The organism is Streptomyces globisporus, from assembly GCF_003501885.1.
In the GTDB taxonomy this organism is placed as follows: Bacteria; Actinomycetota; Actinomycetes; order Streptomycetales; family Streptomycetaceae; genus Streptomyces; species Streptomyces globisporus_D.
Map to the genome: position 1 here is coordinate 13258 of NZ_QWFA01000042.1, position 16334 is coordinate 29591.

Annotated in this window: 16 protein-coding genes; 8 read left to right on the top strand and 8 right to left on the bottom strand. The window is 71.2% G+C overall.

The window, feature by feature from the left end; translation table 11 throughout:
* Positions 1-62: 62 nt before the first annotated feature.
* From D3105_RS10390 to D3105_RS34535, 4 genes are all read right to left on the bottom strand, one after another.
* Entirely contained in the window at positions 63-2450 is a 2388-nt protein-coding gene (locus tag D3105_RS10390; protein WP_118902509.1) for an excinuclease ABC subunit UvrA, read from the bottom strand.
* A 110-nt stretch (positions 2451-2560) separates the two neighbouring features.
* A complete protein-coding gene (locus D3105_RS10395; RefSeq protein WP_010062862.1) occupies positions 2561-2974 on the bottom strand; it encodes a VOC family protein in 414 nt (137 codons plus the stop codon).
* Between the two features lie 10 nt (positions 2975-2984).
* The gene (locus D3105_RS10400) at positions 2985-3404 is read right to left on the bottom strand and encodes a helix-turn-helix transcriptional regulator (protein WP_118902513.1); all 420 of its coding nucleotides are present in this window, start codon (positions 3402-3404) and stop codon (positions 2985-2987) included.
* Positions 3401-3547: a hypothetical protein gene (locus D3105_RS34535; protein WP_165890997.1), complete on the bottom strand. Its 147-nt coding sequence runs from the start codon at positions 3545-3547 to the stop codon at positions 3401-3403. Before D3105_RS34535 ends, D3105_RS10400 begins: the two co-directional genes overlap by 4 nt.
* Before the next feature lie 226 nt (positions 3548-3773).
* On the opposite strand from D3105_RS34535, the gene D3105_RS10405 reads away from it, so the two are divergent.
* The 3 genes from D3105_RS10405 to D3105_RS10415 are packed head-to-tail and all read left to right on the top strand — an operon-like array spanning position 3774 to position 6840.
* On the top strand, positions 3774-4931 hold the full coding sequence (locus D3105_RS10405) for an acyl-CoA dehydrogenase family protein (RefSeq protein ID WP_118902516.1): 1158 nt from the start codon (positions 3774-3776) through the stop codon (positions 4929-4931).
* A 17-nt stretch (positions 4932-4948) separates the two neighbouring features.
* A complete protein-coding gene (locus D3105_RS10410) occupies positions 4949-5833 on the top strand; it encodes an acyl-CoA thioesterase (protein ID WP_118902518.1) in 885 nt (294 codons plus the stop codon).
* Between the two features lie 38 nt (positions 5834-5871).
* Positions 5872-6840 carry a cation diffusion facilitator family transporter gene (locus tag D3105_RS10415; protein WP_118902521.1) on the top strand — a complete coding sequence of 323 codons (969 nt, stop codon included), beginning with the start codon at positions 5872-5874 and terminating at the stop codon, positions 6838-6840.
* Here D3105_RS10415 and D3105_RS10420 read toward each other — a convergent pair.
* The 4 genes from D3105_RS10420 to D3105_RS10435 all read right to left on the bottom strand — a co-directional run bounded on the left by D3105_RS10420 (position 6837) and on the right by D3105_RS10435 (position 9615).
* On the bottom strand, positions 6837-7271 hold the full coding sequence (locus D3105_RS10420; protein WP_118902593.1) for a YdeI/OmpD-associated family protein: 435 nt from the start codon (positions 7269-7271) through the stop codon (positions 6837-6839). The genes D3105_RS10415 and D3105_RS10420 overlap by 4 nt on opposite strands.
* A 61-nt stretch (positions 7272-7332) precedes the next feature.
* A complete protein-coding gene (locus D3105_RS10425; RefSeq protein WP_118902524.1) occupies positions 7333-8148 on the bottom strand; it encodes a phosphatase in 816 nt (271 codons plus the stop codon).
* 92 nt (positions 8149-8240) lie between these two features.
* Complete coding sequence (locus tag D3105_RS10430; protein WP_118902527.1) at positions 8241-8906, bottom strand: GOLPH3/VPS74 family protein; 666 nt, start codon at positions 8904-8906, stop codon at positions 8241-8243.
* A gap of 91 nt (positions 8907-8997) precedes the next feature.
* Complete coding sequence (locus D3105_RS10435; protein ID WP_118902530.1) at positions 8998-9615, bottom strand: TetR/AcrR family transcriptional regulator; 618 nt, start codon at positions 9613-9615, stop codon at positions 8998-9000.
* Positions 9616-9732: 117 nt separating this feature from the next.
* Between D3105_RS10435 and D3105_RS10440 the strand changes: the two genes are divergently transcribed.
* From D3105_RS10440 to D3105_RS10460, 5 genes are all read left to right on the top strand, one after another.
* The gene (locus D3105_RS10440; protein WP_032774824.1) at positions 9733-11355 is read left to right on the top strand and encodes a carboxyl transferase domain-containing protein; all 1623 of its coding nucleotides are present in this window, start codon (positions 9733-9735) and stop codon (positions 11353-11355) included.
* Between the two features lie 7 nt (positions 11356-11362).
* On the top strand, positions 11363-13315 hold the full coding sequence (locus D3105_RS10445) for an acetyl-CoA carboxylase biotin carboxylase subunit (protein WP_118902533.1): 1953 nt from the start codon (positions 11363-11365) through the stop codon (positions 13313-13315).
* Positions 13312-14286 carry a hydroxymethylglutaryl-CoA lyase gene (locus tag D3105_RS10450; RefSeq protein WP_206272707.1) on the top strand — a complete coding sequence of 325 codons (975 nt, stop codon included), beginning with the start codon at positions 13312-13314 and terminating at the stop codon, positions 14284-14286. Before D3105_RS10445 ends, D3105_RS10450 begins: the two co-directional genes overlap by 4 nt.
* A gap of 4 nt (positions 14287-14290) precedes the next feature.
* Positions 14291-15457, top strand: coding sequence for an acyl-CoA dehydrogenase family protein (locus D3105_RS10455; protein WP_118902539.1), 1167 nt, complete (start codon positions 14291-14293; stop codon positions 15455-15457).
* Between the two features lie 165 nt (positions 15458-15622).
* Positions 15623-16183: a YrhB domain-containing protein gene (locus D3105_RS10460; protein ID WP_118902542.1), complete on the top strand. Its 561-nt coding sequence runs from the start codon at positions 15623-15625 to the stop codon at positions 16181-16183.
* The last annotated feature ends 151 nt before the right edge of the window (positions 16184-16334 follow it).

Genomic DNA, 16334 nt, shown 5'->3' on the forward strand with positions numbered 1-16334 from the left:
CGGGACTCCTGAAGCGGCCCTCTCCGCCTGACCTGGAGGAGCAGGCGGAGAGAGCGCTGGCCTCACTCCCCCACGTACTCCGCGAGGTGTTCGCCCGTCAGGGTCGAGCGGGCGGCGACCAGGTCGGCCGGGGTGCCCTCGAAGACGATCTTGCCGCCGTCGTGGCCCGCGCCGGGGCCGAGGTCGATGATCCAGTCGGCGTGGGCCATGACCGCCTGGTGGTGCTCGATGACGATCACCGACTTTCCGGAGTCGACCAGGCGGTCCAGCAGGCCGAGGAGCTGCTCCACGTCCGCGAGGTGCAGGCCGGTGGTCGGCTCGTCGAGGACGTAGGTTCCGCCCTTGTCGCCCATGTGCGTCGCCAGCTTCAGGCGCTGGCGTTCGCCGCCGGACAGGGTGGTGAGCGGCTGGCCGAGGCTGAGGTAGCCGAGGCCGACGTCCGCCAGGCGGTCGAGGATCTTGTGCGCGGCCGGGAGGGCCGCCTCGCCGGAGCCGAAGAACTCCTCGGCCTCGGCGACCGACATCGCGAGGACCTCGCTGATGTCGCGGCCGCCGAGGTGGTAGTCGAGCACCGAAGGCTGGAACCGCTTGCCCTCGCAGTCCTCGCACGGGCTGGAGACGCCGGCCATGACGCCGAGGTCGGTGAAGATGACGCCCGCGCCGTTGCAGGTGGGGCAGGCGCCCTCGGAGTTGGCGCTGAACAGGGCGGGCTTCACGCCGTTGGCCTTGGCGAAGGCCTTGCGGATCGGCTCCAGCAGGCCGGTGTACGTCGCCGGGTTGCTGCGGCGGGAGCCCTTGATGGGGCTCTGGTCGACCGAGATGACGTTCTCGCCCGCCGGGATCGAGCCGTGGACCAGCGAGCTCTTTCCGGAGCCGGCGACGCCCGTGATGACGGTGAGGACGCCGAGCGGGATGTCGACGTCGACGTCCTGGAGGTTGTGCGCCGTCGCGCCGCGGATCTCCAGCGCGCCGGTGGGCTTGCGGACCTCGTCCTTGAGGACGGCCCGGTCGTCGAGGTGGCGGCCGGTGACGGTGTCGGAGGCGCGGAGCCCTTCCAGGGTGCCCTCGAAGCAGACGGTGCCGCCCGCCGTACCGGCCCCGGGGCCGAGGTCGACCACGTGGTCCGCGATGGCGATGGCCTCCGGCTTGTGCTCGACGACCAGGACGGTGTTGCCCTTGTCGCGCAGGCGCAGCAGGAGGTCGTTCATGCGCTGGATGTCGTGCGGGTGGAGGCCGATGGTCGGCTCGTCGAAGACGTACGTGACGTCGGTGAGCGAGGAGCCGAGGTGGCGGATCATCTTGACGCGCTGGGCCTCGCCGCCGGACAGGGTGCCGGAGGGGCGGTCCAGGGCGAGGTAGCCGAGGCCGATCTCCACGAAGGAGTCCAGCGTCTGCTGGAGGGCTTCGAGCAGCGGGGCGACCGAGGGTTCGTTCAGGCCGCGGACCCATTCCGCGAGGTCCCTGATCTCCATGGAGCAGGCGTCGGCGATGGAGATCTTCTTGATCTTCGAGGAGCGGGCGCCCTCGGTGAGCCGTGTTCCCTCGCACTCGGGACAGGTGGCGAAGGTGACCGCGCGGTCGACGAACTCCCGGATGTGGGGCTGCATCGCCTCGCGGTCCTTGGACAGGAACGACTTCTGGATCTTGGGGATCAGCCCCTCGAAGGTGAGGGTGGAGCCCTCGACCTTCACCTTGGTCGGCTCCTTGTAGAGGAAGTCCTGCATCTCCCGCTTGGTGAACTTGGCGATCGGCTTGTTCGGGTCGAGGAAGCCGGACTCCGCGTAGATCCGCACGGTCCACCAACTGTCCGACTTCCAGCCGGGGATGGTGAACGCGCCCTCGGCGATCGACTTGGAGTCGTCGTAGAGCTGGGTGAGGTCGATGTCGGAGACCGACCCGCGGCCCTCGCAGCGCGGGCACATGCCGCCGGTGCGGCTGAAGGTCGCCTTTTCCGTCTTCTTGTTGCCGCGCTCGACGGTGATCGCGCCGCTGGCGGTCACCGAAGGGACGTTGAAGGCGAAGGCGCCGGGCGGGCCGATGTGCGGCTTGCCGAGCCGGCTGAAGAGGATGCGCAGCATGGCGTTGGCGTCGGTCGCGGTGCCGACGGTGGAGCGGGGGTCGCTGCCCATGCGCTGCTGGTCGACGATGATCGCGGTCGTCAGGCCGTCGAGCACGTCGACGTCGGGCCGGGCCTGGGAGGGCATGAAGCCCTGGACGAACGCGGGGTACGTCTCGTTGATCAGCCGCTGGGACTCGGCGGCGATGGTGGCGAAGACCAGCGAGCTCTTGCCCGAGCCCGAGACTCCGGTGAACACCGTCAGCCGGCGCTTCGGCAGCTCGATGCTGACGTCCTTCAGGTTGTTCTCCCGCGCGCCGTGCACGCGGATCAGGTCGTGGCTGTCGGCAGCGTGCGGCGCGGGCGGCTGCGGGGTCTTCGTTCTCGGAGCCATGCTCGTCGTCTCTCCATTACTGGATTACTGGTGCGCGGAGCCTACTGTCCGTGCGTGGGGGCCGGGGCCCGAATACCGGGCTCCGGCCCCTGGGGGCGGTGGGGCGGGTACTACTTCTTGGCCTGGGTGATGCGCAGCATGTTGCCGGAGGGGTCCCGGAAGGCGCAGTCGCGGACGCCGTACGGCTGGTCGATCGGCTCCTGGAGCACTTCGCCGCCCGCGGCGCGGACCTTCTCGAACGCCGCGTCGACGTCGTCGGAGGTGAGGATGACGCCGCGCAGCATGCCCTTGGCGAGCAGCTCGGCCATGGTCTGCCGGTCGGCGGCCGGGGCGTTCGGGTCGGCGAGCGGGGGCTCCAGGACGATCTCCACGTCCGGCTGCGCGGGGGACCCGACGGTCACCCAGCGCATGCCTTCGAACCCGACATCGTTGCGCACCTCCATTCCCAGGGCGTCGCGGTAGAAGGCGAGCGCCTTGTCGTGGTCGTCGACGGCGATGAAGCACTGCGAGAGCTTGATGTCCATGGGTTTCACGCTACGGGCGGGGCTTTCGATCCGCTTCTCCATTCCTGACCGGTCGTGTCAGCATCTTGGCGACGCACGCGGGGATGGTCTCGCCGGCTTCGTGGGGGCGGGCCCGGTAGGCGCTGGGGCTCTCCCCGACCAGCTCCGTGAAGCGGGAACTGAACGAGCCCAGCGACGTACAGCCGACGGCGAAGCAGACGTCCGTGACCGACAGGTCGCCCCGGCGCAGCAGTGCCTTGGCCCGCTCGATGCGGCGGGTCATGAGATAGCTGTACGGGGTCTCGCCGAAGGCGGCGCGGAAGCTGCGGGAGAAGTGGCCCGCCGACATCAGGGCGTCACGGGCCAGCGCGGGGACGTCGAGCGGTTCGGCGTACTCGCGGTCCATGCGGTCACGGGCCCGACGCAGCCGGACCAGGTCCTCCAGCCTCACTCCCACACCTTCCTCCTCTCACCGTCCCACGGCCACCGACGCCCGGCCCGCCGCTCGAAGAGGACGTGGTCCGGGACATAGTCGTCCTCGTACAGCAGGTCCAGGAAGGTGTGGCCCGCCGGCTGCTCGCTGGTGATCGTCATCGTGCCCCCCGATACGTACCGCCGCCGTCTGCATCCGATAGTCCCCCATGCCACTGACAATCGGGCCGCCCCTTGGCCTTCGCCGGCCTCCGCCGGTCCGTCGCGTGCCGAGCATCACCCTGGACAGCGACCGCAACCGGCGGGTAACTTCGAAGGGAGTCTGAGCAAGCGCTTAGCCATGTTCCGCGAGTTTCCGCGAATCGACTGCCGACCTAGGAGGCATCCCGTGCGCCGTACGGTATTCAACGAGGATCACGAGGCGTTCCGGGAGACCATCCGCGCCTTCATCGCGGCCGAGGTCGTGCCGGTCTACGACGAGTGGTTCGCCGCGGGCCAGGCTCCGCGCGACTTCTACCTCAAGCTGGGCGAGCTGGGCGTCTTCGGCATCGAGGTCGACGAGGAGTACGGCGGCGCGGGCATCGACTCGCACAAGTACGAGGCCGTCATCTACGAGGAGACCGCCCGCGCGGGCGTCTCCTTCGGCGGCTCCGGCGTGCACACGCTGCTCGGCCTCCCCTACATCAAGATGCTCGCCACCGGCGAGCAGAAGAAGCGCTGGCTGCCGAAGTTCGCGAGCGGTGAGGAGATGTGGGCCCTCGCGATGACCGAGCCGGGCACCGGCTCCGACGTCGCGGGCATGAAGACCACCGCGAAGCTCTCCGAGGACGGCACGCACTACGTCCTCAACGGTGCGAAGACCTTCATCACCGGCGGCGTCCACGCCGACCGCGTCATCGTCTGCGCCCGTACCGCCGCCCCGCGCGAGGACGACCGCCGCTTCGGCATCTCCCTCTTCGCCGTCGACACGAAGTCCGAGGGCTACTCGGTCGGCCGCAAGCTCGACAAGCTGGGCCTGAAGGTTTCCGACACCGCCGAGCTGGCGTTCGTCGACGTCAAGGTCCCGGTCGAGGACCTCATGGGCGAGGAGAACAAGGGCTTCGGCTACCTCGGCACCAACCTGGCCTCCGAGCGCTGGGGCATCGCCTTCGGCGCGTACGCCCAGGCCGCGGCGGCCGTCCGGTTCGCCAAGGAATACGTCCAGGACCGCACGGTCTTCGGCAAGACCGTCGCCTCGTTCCAGAACACCAAGTTCGAGCTGGCCGCCTGCCAGGCCGAGGTGGACGCGGCCCAGGCCGTCGCCGACCGCGCGCTGGAGGCCCTGGACGCCGGTGAGCTGACGGCGGCCGAGGCCGCCTCCGCGAAGCTGTTCTGCACCGAGGTCGCCCACCGCGTCATCGACCGCTGCCTCCAGCTGCACGGCGGCTACGGCTTCATGAACGAGTACCCGATCGCCCGCCTGTACGCGGACAACCGCGTCAACCGCATCTACGGCGGCACCAGCGAGGTCATGAAGTCCATCATCGCCAAGTCCATGGGTCTGTAAGGGATTACCTTCCCTCCATGAACGCGAGTCCCGATCCCCTGCTCGATCTGCTCCACCTGCTCGACCTGGAGCAGATCGAGCGGGACATCTTCCGGGGCGAGAGCCGCAGCGCGCTCGTGCCCCGGGTGTTCGGCGGCCAGGTCGCGGCCCAGGCGCTCGTCGCCGCGGGCCGCACCGTCCCCGCCGACCGGGGAGCCCACTCCCTGCACTCCTACTTCCTGCGGGCCGGCGACCCCGGCGCGCCCATCGTCTACACCGTCGACCGCATCCGCGACGGGAAGTCCTTCACCACCCGCCGCGTCGTCGCCGTCCAGCACGGGCAGCCGATCTTCCACCTCTCCGCGTCCTTCCAGACGCACGAGGAGGGCATGGAGCACCAGGCCCCGATGCCCGCCGCCCCGGACCCGGAGACCCTGCCGACGGCCGCCGAGATGCTGCCCCGGTACGCGGACCGCTTCAGCGATCCCAGCGTCGTGGACCGGCTGATCGAGGCGCGGCAGGCGGTGGACCTGCGGTATGTGGACGCGCCGCCGTTCGGCACGGTGGGCGAGCCGCGCGAACCCCGCTCCCAGGTGTGGTTCCGGACGAACGGCAAGCTCGCCGACGATCCGCTGCTGCACGTCTGCATGGCGACGTACGTCTCCGACATGACCCTGCTCGACTCGGTGCTCCTCGCCCACGGGCGGGGCGGCTGGGCGGTCGGGGACGTGGTCGGGGCCAGCCTGGACCACGCGATGTGGTTCCACCGGCCGTTCCGGGCGGACGAGTGGCTGCTGTACGACCAGGAGTCGCCGTCGGCCTCCGGTGGCCGGGGACTGGGCCAGGCCCGTATCCACACCGCCGACGGCCGCCTCGCGATCACGGTCATCCAGGAAGGCGTCGTCCGTATCCCGCGAGGATGAGCGGCCTCTGAAGCCGCGATTCCGACATACTCCCCACCATGAGCGACGCGAAAGCGAGCAGGGAAACCGATGGTGGGGAGTCCACCTTCACCGTGATCGTGGCGGCCCTCGCCAACCTCGGCATCGCCGTGGCCAAGGCCGTCGCCGGTCTGATCAGCGGCTCCAGCGCGATGCTCTCCGAGGCCGCCCACTCGGTCGCCGACACCGTCACCGAGGTCATGCTCCTCACCGCCCTCAAACGGAGCGAGAAGCCGGCCGACGAGGACCACCCCCTCGGTTACGGCCCCGAGCGCTACATCTGGGCGATGCTCGCCTCCATCGCCACCTTCGTCGGCGGGGCCGTCTTCTCGATCTACGACGGGGTGCACACCCTGGTCGCGGGCGAGGAGCTGGGCGACCCGCTCATCTCCTACATCGTCCTGGCCGTCGCCTTCCTGCTGGAGGGCTACTCGCTGCGCACCGGGGTCAAGCAGGTGCGGCGCGAGGCGTCCCGGCTGCGGGTGCCGGACACGTACTACCTGCGGCACACCCCCGACACGGCCGTGAAGGCCGTCGTGATGGAGGATTCGGCGGCGTTGATCGGCCTGTTGCTGGCAGCGGGCGGCCTGCTGGGCGGGCAGCTCTCCGGCTCGGGCGTCTGGGACGGCATCGCGTCCTGTCTGATCGGCCTGCTGCTCGTGTACGTCGCCTGGGTGCTCGGCCGGTCCAACGCCCAGCTGCTCATCGGGCGGCCGCTGCCCGCGGCGGTGCGGTCCGGGGTGCGCGAGGAGCTGCTGTCGGTGCCGCACATCGTGGAGGTGCTGGAGCTGACCACGTTGATCCAGGGGCCGGACGAGATCCTGATCGCCGCGAAGATCGACTTCCGGGACATGGCCACCGCGGCGGAGGTCGAGTGGGCCTGCGAGGAGGCGGAGGCCCAGTTGCGCGAGCGGTTCCCGTCGGTCCGGCGGGTGTATCTGGACCCCACGCCGGGGCGGGCGCAGCGGCTGCGGCGCGGCGGTTCCTAAGGCGTCAGCTCGGCCACCGTCTTCGCGATCCGTCGCTCCCGGGTCTCCTGCGCCTTCGCGCCCCCGATCGACGTGACGTGCGCCTTCTGGCGGCTGGGCGAGAGCGCGGCGAACGCCTCGGCGGCCCCGGGGGCCGCCGCCGGCGCCGCCGCGAGGTCCTCGGGCGGCTCGACCGTGCGGGGCGCGGTGTCGAGGGTCAGCTCCACCTCGATGGCGTCCCCGCCGCCGATGCCGGTCTCCTTGCGCTTGTCGGCGCTGAACGGGATGAGGTACTGCCCGCCCATCGGGGCGATCGTCGAGCGGTACGCGTACCCGTTGACGTTCACGTTCACCGGCGGGCGCTTTCCCGCCCCGAGGGCGTCGACCACGTCCACGGGGACCTCGATCCCGGTGTTGTTCCCGGTCTGGAACATCGTCGTGCTGAACTTCATGGCCCGCACCCCTTCGTCTCCGTCGGCTGGTGCCAGGGCAGACACCCGCCGCGCCGGAATCTCATCGCCGACACCCCTGTGCGACGGCCTCCTCCTCTTCCAGCAGCCCCGCCGCGTGCAGCAGGTAGTCCGTCATCGGGTCGTAGAAGCGCGGGTCGGTGACGTGGTCGTCCAGCGGGACCGTGACCTGGAGGGTGCCCTCCGACTCGCCGAGGAAGAGGGCCGGGTCGTTGCAGTCGGCGTAACCGATCGCGTCCAGCCCCCGCTGTCCCGCGCAGCCCGCCCAGCCGTGGTCGGCGACGACCAGGTCGGGCAGCGGGCGGCCCAGATGGGCCATGGCGTCGAGGATGGCGGCCATCGGGGCCGGGGAGTGGGTGTGCCAGAGGGTCGCGCCGCGTTCCAGCATCGCGACGTCGGCGAACTGGAAGACCATGCCCTCGTCCGCGATGAGCCCGGACGGGATGCGGACGATCTCGCAGCCGGCCCGGCGCAGCGCGTCCGCCGTCTGCCGGTGCACGTCCAGCAGGCCGCCGGGGTGCCCGGTGGCGAACAGGACCCGCTCACGGCCGTCGGCGGCCTTGCGCAGGCGGGCCGCCATCCGCTCCAGGGCGTCGACCGTCAGCTCCGGGTCGATGGTGTCCTGGCCCTGCCGGTGCGCGGGATCGTCGTTCACCCCGCAGCGCTCGGCCATCACCGCGAGGACGTCCTGCTCGTCGGTCCAGCGGTCGCCGAGCTCCAGACCGAGCCAGTAGTGGCGGTCGCCGTTGGCGAGCTTGCGGTAGTGGGAGAGGTTGTTGTCGCGTGGCGTGGCGACGTCCCCCGCGATACGCGTACGGACGAGGTGGTCGACGAGGGCGGCGCGGCTGGGTATCGGCATGGACCCATTGTGCCGTCCGGTGTGCGGACTGTGCCCGGTTCCTGATCAACGGACGACTGAGGGCAGCGGTCCGGGCACCGACGCCGGGCGTCCTACGACACCGCGGTGAGGACCGTCACCACGGTCACCGCGGAGATCGCCGCCTGCAGGTTGCGGATCGCCTCGCGCACGCTCACGCCCGCCCAGTGGCCCTCGGCGATCTCGGCCACGCGCGGGGCGACCTGCTTCTTCGGCAGGCCGGGGAAGGCCTGGCGGTGCATGCCCGTGGCGTGCACCAGGGCGACGAGCGCGCTGGTGCGGGCGTCCGGCTCGGCGCCCGCCAGTACCGCGGCGGCCAGCCGGGCGCGCAGCTCCCGTTCGACGGTTCCGTCGGCCTCCGGGTAGCGGCGGACGGGGAAGACACCGAGGGCCCGGTGCTTCTCCTCGGTCACCAGGCCGCGGACGCAGAGGCTCTCCACGACGTCCTGCGAGCCCTTGGCGTGGTCCCGGGTCAGCCAGTCGGTCACCTTGCGGCTGCTGGAGGCCCCGTGGACCCAGCGCGTGAGCCGGTCGAGGCGGCCGTCCAGGAGGGCGTCGCCGGTCGGGGTCGGGTCGAAGACCTCGACGCGGCCGCCCCTCACCGTGACGCGCCCCGCCATGACCAGCTCCAGGAGCATGCCGGCCGCCACGCCCCAGCGGGCGGCGGTCTCCCCCTTCGCCGCGCCGGTCTCGTCGTCCAGCGACAGCAGCATGATCTCTTCGCCCAGTGAGACGGTCATGGTGCGGCTCCCCGATTCGTTGCGTGTCGACCGGAGAGACGTACGTACCCCGTCCCCGGTTGCCCGGAACCCGGGCCGGCCCAGCCGCAGCTCAGGAAGGTTCCGCCGCGGCGAAGGCGCCCCGGGCCAGCCGGTGCAGCAGGGCGGCGGTCGCCGCGCGGCCGGGCAGGGCGTCGGGGCGGGCCAGGTGCGGGGTGGAGTTCAGCAGGCCGAAGACGGCGTGCACGGTGACGCGGGCCCGGTTCTCGGGCAGCGCCGGGTAGAGGGCGCGGACGACGCCGACCCAGACCTCGACGTACTCGCGCTGCAGGCGGCGCACCCGCTTGCGGTCCGTGTCGCGCAGCCGGTCCAGCTCCCGGTCGTGGAGGGTGATCAGGGGGCGGTCGTCGAGGGCGAAGTCGATATGGCCCTCGATGAGCGCGTCCAGGAGGGCCTCCGGGGAGCCGTCGCCCCGGGCCGCGTCCTCCGAGACCCGCAGCCGTCCGCCCTCCAGCAGGCGTTCGCTGATGCCCACCAGCAGTTCGGCGAGCATCGCGTCCTTGCCGGGGAAGTGGCGGTAGAGGCCGGGGCCGCTGATTCCGACGGCGGCGCCTATCTCGTCGACGCCGACACCGTGGAAGCCACGCTCGGCGAAGAGGCGGGCGGCCTCCCGGAGGATCTGCTCGCGGCGGGTGGGGGCCGCGACGCGGGCGGCGGCAGGGGTGCTCATGAGGATTCATTCTAGACAGGGTCGTTAGCGGTCGTTAACCTGAGGGAAACGCGTTAACGCTCATTAACAGCACGTCAACGCTTTCACACTGCGGTACGGGCAAGGGGGCTCGACACGATGCAGCAGGCACCGGTCCTGGCGAGCGCGGCCGATCCCGCCTCGGAGGCCTGGCAGGCCAACGAGGCGGCGCATCGCGCGCTCTCCGACGACCTGGCGGAACGTCTCGCCACGGCACGGCTGGGCGGGGGTGAGAAGGCGCGGGCCCGCCACGAGGCGCGCGGCAAGCTGCTCCCCCGGGACCGGGTGGACACCCTGCTCGACCCGGGTTCGCCGTTCCTGGAGCTGGCCCCGCTGGCGGCGAACGGGATGTACGGGGACCAGGCGCCCGCCGCGGGCGTCATCGCGGGCATCGGGCGGGTCTCCGGCCGGGAGTGCGTGATCGTCGCCAATGACGCGACCGTCAAGGGCGGCACGTACTACCCGATGACCGTGAAGAAGCACCTGCGCGCCCAGGAAGTGGCGCTGGAGAACCGTCTCCCCTGCCTGTATCTGGTCGACTCGGGCGGCGCGTTCCTGCCGATGCAGGACGAGGTCTTCCCCGACCGGGACCACTTCGGGCGGATCTTCTACAACCAGGCCCGGATGTCGGGGGCAGGCATTCCGCAGATCGCGGCGGTGCTGGGCTCCTGCACGGCGGGCGGGGCGTACGTCCCGGCGATGAGCGACGAGGCCGTCATCGTCCGCAACCAGGGCACGATCTTCCTCGGCGGCCCGCCGCTGGTGAAGGCCGCGACCGGTGAGGTCGTGACGGCGGAGGAGCTGGGCGGCGGCGAGGTCCACTCCCGTACGTCGGGGGTCACCGACCATCTCGCGGAGGACGACGCGCACGCGCTGCGGATCGTCCGGAACATCGTCGCGACCCTGCCGGACCGGGCCCCGCTCCCCTGGTCGGTCGAGCCGGCCGAGGAGCCGAAGGTGGACCCGGCCGGGCTTTACGGGGCGGTCCCGGTGGACTCCCGCACGCCGTACGACGTCCGCGAGGTGATCGCGCGCGTGGTGGACGGCTCCCGCTTCCAGGAGTTCAAGGCGGAGTACGGGCAGACGCTGATCACCGGCTTCGCCCGCATCCACGGCCACCCGGTCGGGATCGTCGCGAACAACGGCATCCTGTTCTCCGAGTCGGCCCAGAAGGGCGCGCACTTCATCGAGTTGTGCGACCAGCGCGGCATCCCCCTCGTCTTCCTCCAGAACATCTCCGGCTTCATGGTCGGCCGGGACTACGAGGCGGGCGGCATCGCCAAGCACGGCGCGAAGATGGTCACGGCGGTGGCCTGCACGCGGGTGCCGAAGCTGACGGTCGTCGTCGGCGGTTCGTACGGCGCGGGCAACTACTCCATGTGCGGCCGGGCCTACAGCCCCCGCTTCCTGTGGATGTGGCCGAACGCCAAGATCTCGGTGATGGGCGGCGAGCAGGCGGCCTCCGTCCTGGCCACCGTCAAGCGCGACCAGCTGGGCGACGACTGGAGCGCCGAGGACGAAGAAACGTTCAAGGCCCCGATCCGCGCCCAGTACGAGACCCAGGGCAACGCGTACTACGCCAGCGCCCGGCTCTGGGACGACGGTGTGATCGACCCCGTGGACACCCGGCAGGTCCTCGGCCTCGCCCTGACCGCCTGCGCCAATGCCCCGCTGCCCCAGAAGGACCCGGCCGGGCCCGGCTTCGGCGTCTTCCGGATGTGAGGAACAGATGACGACGATGTTCGACACCGTTCTGGTCGCCAACCGCGGCGAGATCGCGGTCCGCGTGATCCGGACCCTGCGGGAGCAGGGCGTGCGCTCGGTCGCGGTCTTCAGCGACGCGGACGCGGACGCCCGGCACGTCCGGGAGGCGGACACGGCGGTACGGATCGGCCCGCCGCCGGCCGCCGAGAGCTATTTGAACGTGCCGGCGCTGCTCGAGGCGGCCCGCCGCACGGGTGCGCAGGCGGTCCACCCGGGGTACGGATTCCTGGCGGAGAACGCGGAGTTCGCGCAGGCGTGCGCGGACGCGGGGCTGGTCTTCATCGGCCCGCCCGCCTCCGCGATCGCGCTCATGGGCGACAAGATCCGGGCCAAGGAGACGGTCGCGGCGTACGGGGTCCCGGTCGTGCCCGGCTCCTCGGGCAGCGGTCTGACCGACGCCCAACTGGAGTCGGCGGCAAGGGAGATCGGCACCCCGGTCCTGCTGAAGCCCTCGGCGGGCGGCGGCGGCAAGGGCATGCGTCTGGTCCGCGACGCGGCGGTGCTGGGCGAGGAGATCGCGGCGGCGCGACGGGAGGCCCGCGCCTCCTTCGGCGACGACACCCTCCTCGTCGAGCGGTGGATCGACCGCCCGCGCCACATCGAGATCCAGGTCCTGGCGGACGCCCACGGCAACGTGATCCACCTGGGCGAGCGCGAGTGCTCGCTCCAGCGCCGCCACCAGAAGATCATCGAGGAGGCGCCTTCCGTCCTGCTGGACGAGGAGACCCGGGCGGCGATGGGCGAGGCGGCCGTCCAGGCGGCGCGCAGCTGCGGCTATGTCGGGGCGGGGACGGTGGAGTTCATCGTCCCGGGCAACGACCCGTCGTCGTACTACTTCATGGAGATGAACACCCGCCTCCAGGTCGAGCACCCGGTGACCGAGCTGATCACCGGCCTGGACCTGGTGGAGTGGCAGCTGCGGGTGGCGTCGGGCGAGCAACTCCCGTACGCACAGAAGGACATCACGCTCACCGGCTGGGCGATCGAGGCGAGGGTCTGCGCCGAGGACCCGTCCCGTGGCTTCCTGCCCTCCGGCGGTACGGTGCTGGCGCTGCGCGAACCGCGGGGCGGCGGGGTGCGGACGGACTCGGGGCTCAGCGAGGGCGTGCCGGTGGGCAGCCTGTACGACCCGATGCTGTCGAAGGTCATCGCGTACGGCCCCGACCGCGCGACGGCCCTGCGCAAGCTGCGGGCGGCCCTCGCGGACACGGTGATCCTGGGCGTCCCGACCAACGCGGGTTTCCTGCGCCGCCTGCTGGCGCACCCGGACGTGGTGGCGGGCGACCTGGACACCGGCTTGGTGGAGCGCGAGGCGGAGGGCCTGGTGCCGGACGGGGTTCCGGACGAGGTGTACGCGGCGGCGGCCGCGGTGCGCCGGGAGACTCTGGAGCCCCGGCCGGACGCGGGCGGCTGGACGGACCCGTTCTCGGTGCCGAGCGGGTGGCGTACGGGGGGTGTGCGGGCGCCGCTGCTCTTCCCGTTGCGAGTAGCGGGACGTGAACCCGTCACTCGGGACTCTCCGGCGTCCGCGACGGTCACGGCCGACCGGGTCACGGTCGAACTGAACGGTATGGCGCACCACTTCCACCGCTCGGGCGACTGGCTCGGCCGGGACGGTGACACCTGGCACGTCCAGGACCACGACCCTGTGGAGGCGTCCCTGAGCGGGGCGGGCCGGAACGGGGCGGACACCCTGGCGGCCCCGATGCCGGGCACGGTCACGGTGGTGAAGGTGGCCGTCGGGGACGAGGTCGAGGCGGGTCAGAGCCTGCTCGTGGTGGAGGCGATGAAGATGGAGCACGTGATCTCGGCCCCGCATGCGGGGACGGTGACGGAGCTGGACGTCACGGCGGGCGCGACGGTGGCGATGGACCAGGTCCTGGCGGTCGTGGTCCCGGCCGAGGCGGAGGACGCATGAGCGCGCAGGGACTCCCCATGAAGGTCCCGGCACCGGGCCTGCCTTCCCGGGTCCGCATCCACGAGGTGGGAGCGCGGGACGGCCTGCAGAACGAGAAGGAGACCGTTCCGACCGAGGTGAAGGCGGAGTTCATCCGCCGCCTGGCGGTGGCGGGCCTGACCACCATCGAGGCGACGAGCTTCGTGCACCCGAAGTGGGTGCCCCAACTGGCGGACGCGGAGCAGCTGTTCCCGCTCCTCGGCGACATCGCGGACGTGGGTGACGTGTCCCTCCCCGTCCTGGTCCCGAACGAACGCGGGCTGGACCGGGCGCTGGCGCTCGGGGCGCGGTCGATCGCGGTGTTCGGCTCGGCGACGGAGACGTTCGCGGCGCGGAACCTGAACCGTACGGTCGACGAGTCGCTGGCGATGTTCGAGCCGGTGGTGGCCCGCGCGAAGGCGGACAAGGTCCAGGTGCGCGGGTATCTGTCGATGTGCTTCGGCGACCCGTGGGAGGGCGCGGTCCCGGTCGCCCAGGTGGTGCGGGTGGCCAAGGCCCTGATGGACCTGGGCTGCGACGAGTTGTCGCTGGGCGACACGATCGGGGTGGCGACGCCGGGCCACGTGACGGCGTTGCTGACAGCCCTGAACGAGGCGGGCGTTCCGACGGATGCCATCGGCGTCCACTTCCACGACACGTACGGCCAGGCGCTGTCGAACACCCTGGCGGCGCTCCAGCACGGCGTGAGGACGGTCGACGCCTCGGCGGGCGGCCTGGGCGGCTGCCCGTACGCGAAGAGCGCCACGGGGAACCTCGCCACCGAGGACCTGGTCTGGATGCTCGAAGGACTGGGCATCGAAACGGGCGTCGACCTGGCCGGACTGGCCGCCACCAGCGTCTGGCTGGCCGAACACCTGGGCCGGCCGAGCCCATCCCGCACGGTCCGAGCCCTGACCCCTCCCCCTTCTTCCTCTCCCACAAGGAGTGAGTGACCCCATGTCCCTGGACCACCGGCTGACCGCCGAACACGAGGAACTGCGCCGCACGGTCGAGGAGTTCGCGCACGATGTGATCGCGCCGAAGATCGGCGACTTCTACGAGCGCCATGAATTCCCGTACGAGATCGTGCGCGAGATGGGACGGATGGGCCTGTTCGGGCTGCCGTTCCCGGAGGAGTACGGCGGGATGGGCGGCGACTACCTGGCGCTCGGGATCGCCCTGGAGGAGCTGGCCCGGGTCGACTCCTCGGTGGCGATCACCCTGGAGGCCGGCGTCTCCCTGGGCGCGATGCCGCTCCACCTCTTCGGCACGGAGGAGCAGAAGCGCCAGTGGCTGCCGAGGCTGTGCGCGGGCGAGGCGCTGGGCGCGTTCGGCCTGACCGAGCCGGACGGCGGCTCGGACGCGGGCGGCACGCGGACGACGGCGGTGCTGGACGAGACGACGAACGAGTGGGTGATCAACGGCTCGAAGTGCTTCATCACCAACTCGGGCACGGATATCACGGAGTTGGTGACGGTCACCGCGGTGACCGGCCGCAAGGAGGACGGTCGTCCCCTGATCTCGGCGATCATCGTCCCGTCGGGCACCCCCGGCTTCACGGTCGCGGCGCCGTACTCCAAGGTCGGCTGGAACGCCTCGGACACCCGTGAGCTGTCCTTCTCGGACGTCCGCGTCCCGGCGGCGAACCTCCTGGGCGAACAGGGCCGGGGCTACGCCCAGTTCCTCCGCATCCTGGACGAGGGCCGCATCGCGATCTCGGCCCTGGCGACGGGCCTGGCGCAGGGCTGTGTGGACGAGTCGGTGAAGTACGCCGCCGAGCGCCACGCGTTCGGCAAGCCGATCGGCGCGAACCAGGCCATTCAGTTCAAGATCGCCGACATGGAGATGCGCGCCCACATGGCCCGCATCGGCTGGCGTGACGCCGCCTCGCGCCTGGTAGCGGGCGAGCCGTTCAAGAAGGAGGCGGCGATCGCGAAGCTGTACTCCTCGACGGTCGCGGTGGACAACGCCCGCGACGCCACACAGATCCACGGCGGCTACGGCTTCATGAACGAGTACCCGGTGGCGCGGATGTGGCGCGACTCGAAGATCCTGGAGATCGGCGAGGGGACGAGCGAGGTCCAGCGGATGCTGATCGCGCGGGAGCTGGGCCTGCCGGGCTGAGCCGCCGGCTGATGCGCTGACTGCTGCCGCCCCGTCCGCCGTGGATCGCTCCACGGCGGGCGGGGCGGACGTGTCCCTGAGGGGCACCCGTCAGACCTGTCTCTCCGGACCCGGGCCCGGAGAATTCACTGTCCGAGAGAGGGGTCCGTGGGGGAGGCTGCAAGCGTGATGGAGCGAGAAGCCGCCGTTCGGATCGTCGAGGCCCAGCTGGAGCGCGACTACCTACGGTGGCGGGCCACCGGAGTGGACGCGCGGCGGATGGCCGTGGTCGACGTCGAGGAGCACGAGCTGGTGTGGATCGTCGACTGGACCTCCGAGGAGTTCGTCCGCACCGGGAACCCGGAGTTCATGCTGGCCGGCAACGGGCCGTACCTGGTCGACCGTGTCGACGGCGGGCTGCACCAGATCGGCGTCGTCTCCGCGCTGACCGGGGAGTGGGAGGCCGACTACCGAGCCCGGATACGCGGGCTGCCGGTGCGCACTGCGGTGGACGACCTGCACGACGCGCTCTGCGAAGTCGCCGCCGCGCGCGGACGCATGCACGCGGTGCGGATGCTGCGCCGGAGACTGCCCATGCTCTCGCCCGCGGAAGCCCTCGCCTACGTGAGCGCCTTGCCGGGCGGTGACGTACCCGCGCATCTCGTGTCCGTAGCCACCAGGGAGCTCGTGAAGCCTCTCAACCCGGTACTCATGGTGGAGACGATTCGGGACCCGGGGCACGGATGAAGGGCAAGCAATCGTGATCGCTTCCCCGTCCTGGTCGAAAGCCCGGGCAGGTGTGGGATCACCCCCTCGCGAGCGCATGCCGCGCGGCGAGGACGTGCACTCCCGGGAGCGGGCCGTCGAGCTGGGTGTCCCGGAGCGGCCTCTGCGCGGC

Coding starts and splice junctions, on each gene's coding strand:
- D3105_RS10430 (WP_118902527.1), bottom strand. CDS start 8,906: ATGACCGTCTCACTGGGCGAAGAGATCATGCTGCTGTCGCTGGACGAC.
- D3105_RS10450 (WP_206272707.1), top strand. CDS start 13,312: ATGAGCGCGCAGGGACTCCCCATGAAGGTCCCGGCACCGGGCCTGCCT.
- D3105_RS10420 (WP_118902593.1), bottom strand. CDS start 7,271: ATGAAGTTCAGCACGACGATGTTCCAGACCGGGAACAACACCGGGATC.
- D3105_RS10440 (WP_032774824.1), top strand. CDS start 9,733: ATGCAGCAGGCACCGGTCCTGGCGAGCGCGGCCGATCCCGCCTCGGAG.
- D3105_RS10435 (WP_118902530.1), bottom strand. CDS start 9,615: ATGAGCACCCCTGCCGCCGCCCGCGTCGCGGCCCCCACCCGCCGCGAG.
- D3105_RS10410 (WP_118902518.1), top strand. CDS start 4,949: ATGAACGCGAGTCCCGATCCCCTGCTCGATCTGCTCCACCTGCTCGAC.
- D3105_RS10395 (WP_010062862.1), bottom strand. CDS start 2,974: ATGGACATCAAGCTCTCGCAGTGCTTCATCGCCGTCGACGACCACGAC.
- D3105_RS10445 (WP_118902533.1), top strand. CDS start 11,363: ATGACGACGATGTTCGACACCGTTCTGGTCGCCAACCGCGGCGAGATC.
- D3105_RS10415 (WP_118902521.1), top strand. CDS start 5,872: ATGAGCGACGCGAAAGCGAGCAGGGAAACCGATGGTGGGGAGTCCACC.
- D3105_RS10455 (WP_118902539.1), top strand. CDS start 14,291: ATGTCCCTGGACCACCGGCTGACCGCCGAACACGAGGAACTGCGCCGC.
- D3105_RS34535 (WP_165890997.1), bottom strand. CDS start 3,547: ATGACGATCACCAGCGAGCAGCCGGCGGGCCACACCTTCCTGGACCTG.
- D3105_RS10425 (WP_118902524.1), bottom strand. CDS start 8,148: ATGCCGATACCCAGCCGCGCCGCCCTCGTCGACCACCTCGTCCGTACG.
- D3105_RS10390 (WP_118902509.1), bottom strand. CDS start 2,450: ATGGCTCCGAGAACGAAGACCCCGCAGCCGCCCGCGCCGCACGCTGCC.